This is a genomic window from Albidovulum sp., assembly GCF_049646345.1.
Classification (GTDB): domain Bacteria; phylum Pseudomonadota; class Alphaproteobacteria; order Rhodobacterales; family Rhodobacteraceae; genus Albidovulum.
In genome coordinates this window covers 1-2757 of record NZ_JBARVQ010000257.1, presented here as the reverse complement: position 1 = coordinate 2757, position 2757 = coordinate 1, and the positions used below count along the sequence as shown (strand labels likewise).

General features: G+C 60.4%; 3 protein-coding genes. All 3 read left to right on the top strand.

Annotated elements, in window-relative coordinates:
- Positions 1-193 precede the first annotated feature (193 nt).
- Positions 194-598: a response regulator transcription factor gene (locus WBB85_RS06105; protein WP_432637742.1), complete on the top strand. Its 405-nt coding sequence runs from the start codon at positions 194-196 to the stop codon at positions 596-598.
- A gap of 196 nt (positions 599-794) precedes the next feature.
- Positions 795-2309: a DcaP family trimeric outer membrane transporter gene (locus WBB85_RS06100; RefSeq protein WP_432637741.1), complete on the top strand. Its 1515-nt coding sequence runs from the start codon at positions 795-797 to the stop codon at positions 2307-2309.
- 85 nt (positions 2310-2394) lie between these two features.
- Positions 2395-2757: hypothetical protein (locus WBB85_RS06095; RefSeq protein ID WP_432637740.1), on the top strand; the 363-nt coding region annotated here is incomplete at its 3' end.

The window sequence follows — 2757 nt, the reverse complement described above, 5'->3', positions numbered from 1 at the left end:
CACGAACGCCACCATCACCGCCCGCGGCGGTCCAACTCCGGCTGAGCGAAAAAAGCCGCTGCCTTGCGCAGAATCTCGTTGGAACGCTGCAGCTCGCGGTTAACACCGCGATGACTGCACCTGGTTTGCTGCAATCCGTCCCGAAGGGGACTCTGGTCCGTCACCAGAGAATCACCTACTGTGCTGTACCACAATGGTGAGCAAAGCAGAAATCGCCCCCTTGATCGCAGTGGTGGATGATGATGAAAGCCTGCGCCGGTCTGTAGCACGACTCCTGCAGGCATCCGGATTTCGCTCCAAGACGTACGACTCGGCGGAGTCCCTTCTCGCCGACCCGCATCGCTCACGGTTCGATTGCCTGATCGTGGACGTTCAGCTCAACGGCATGTCCGGCATCGGTCTGCGGGAGCGGCTGTCATCGGCTGGCGTGAAGACACCCGTGATCCTGATGACGGCGCGCGAAGTAAGGGAGGAGCAGGGTCCGGCGTACGGGTCGCCTGGCGCTGCCGTGCTTCGCAAGAGCGATCCGGGCGAGAAGCTGCTTGCAATGCTTCGCGAAACGCTCAAGGGGTTTCGAAGCGAAGAATTGAATGCCTAGCGCCGCGGAGTCTAACGGCTATTCGAAGATTCCCTTCGAGGATGCCTGGCGACTGATCGTCAAGGTTGGAGTTACGGTCCACGGTACGGTTCCACGACAACCCGGCTGGAGTCGTTGCTTGCAGGCCTATAGCCGCGTTGCAAGCCGCGACCGAAGGTGTGGGAAACCTGGACGCCCGGGTGTCAGGAGATAGAGAATGAAGATTCAACAAGCTGTTTTCGCACCCGTCTCACCGGCCGCAGCCCTCTTGCTGGTCGGGCTATGGCCGTGTGCAATTTCCACGGCATGGGCGCAGGCGGACGCCGACGCGATGAGTCGCCAGATCGAGGTGGAACGCCAGCGCCTGAATGAGCATATGCGATTGCTCGAAGAGCAGATGGTAGAGATCCGTAAACAGGCTGAACGGCTGGACGCGATGGAGCGCCAGTTCGCGACCGACAGCGCTGCGGAAGAATTCGGGTCCACCGTCGTTTCGGAAATACCGGCGGCGGGTTCGGAAGCCGCTGTGCCGTTCCCGGATGAGGAAGACGACATCGTACCGGAACGGATAGAAACCGAGCCGAATCAGACGCGCGACGCGCACGTCGTGATGACCAGTGACGAGCTGGCCGTGGACGATTTTCCCGGCTCCTGGCCGATGTTTGGCACGGACTACCGGATGAAGATCGGCGGCTATGTGAAGCTGGACGCGCTCTATGACGTCGACGGAACCGGTAACGAGTACCAGTTCCTGATCAGCCAGCTTCCAGTCGAGGGTACGTCCGCCGCGAATCGCGCCGGCTACTTCAACCTGTTCGCGCGTGAGACACGCTTCAATTTCGACATTCGAAATTCCCCGCCGGGTCAACCGGCCCAGCAATTCTACCTGGAGATGGATTTTTTCGACGAAAGCTCCTTCTCTCCGAGGCTGCGCCACGCCTATGTGATCTACGGCAATTTGCTGATCGGCCAGACCTGGACCACGATTGCCGATCTCGACTCGCTGCCGTTTACGATTGATTTCGGAGGGGGAGACGCGCTGTTCGGCACGCGTACACCACAGATTCGGTGGCAGGACGACCTGAACCCGAACTGGACCTGGGCCGCCGGTCTCGAAATGCTCCAGAGCTCGGGTATCTACAACCCGCTTGACCTGCCGGGAGGAGCGAGCCCGCAGTTGCCCGTTCTGGCCGCACGCCTGACCCACCACCGCAGCGACGGCGAGCGTACGCTGGCAGCGCTCGCGCAGCAGTTGCGCTGGGACAGTGAGGGCAACGGACGCAACCCCACGGCGACTGGCTGGGCTCTCGTTTTCTCCGGGCGCCAGAACTTCAGCGACCGCAATTTCTTCACCTGGAACCTGGCCTACGGCGATGGCACGCCCGAAAACATCATGGCCTTGACCGGCAGTGACGCGAATGCGGTGCTGACGGAGGATTACCGGCTCGTTACGAGGCAGGGGTACAGCGTCGCACTGGGATTCGGACACGACTGGTCGAGCACCCTGTCCTCCAACCTGGCATATGCCTGGACCGATCTCGAGGACCTCGGCCAGGATGAGCGCGCCGCTGATGCCATACGGAGCGGAGGCATCGGCCACGCCAACCTGATCTGGGCGCTGGACGAAAGGCTGTCGACCGGTATCGAGTACATGTGGGGCAATAGAAAGAACGTGGACGGCGCCACTGGCGATGCATCCCGCGTGCAGGTCATGTTCAAGTACACGTATTGAGCTCCCTTGGGGGCAGAAGTCGATTGCAACTCAGCGTTCGTTTTAGCGTCAAACAAATAGATACGATTGCTCAAGGAGAACAGAGATGGTTACCAAACACGACAAAGCTCGCGACACTCTGAAGGGGCCTGTCAGGGCCGGCGCTTCGGGTTTCGAGCCGCTTGAAGTCGACAGCCCGATGGCCAGGTGGAAAAAGCCCCAGTCCCCGGAATTCATCGCAAAGGCGACCAAGAACTACAGTTTTCCCAACTGGCAGTCGGGCAACGAAGATTCCATCTACTACAACCTCAATCTCCCCGAGTTCTTCCACTGCTCCTACGTCCCTCCGCCGCAGGAGTTTTCCAAGCTCGAGCGGGCGATCGATCCGTCTCTTCTGGATCTGACCTATACGGCTGCTGACGGCACACCGACGCCGCCGCTGAAGGAATATCTGGTCGGCAAGCGCCAG

Coding starts and splice junctions, on each gene's coding strand:
- WBB85_RS06105 (WP_432637742.1), top strand. CDS start 194: ATGGTGAGCAAAGCAGAAATCGCCCCCTTGATCGCAGTGGTGGATGAT.
- WBB85_RS06100 (WP_432637741.1), top strand. CDS start 795: ATGAAGATTCAACAAGCTGTTTTCGCACCCGTCTCACCGGCCGCAGCC.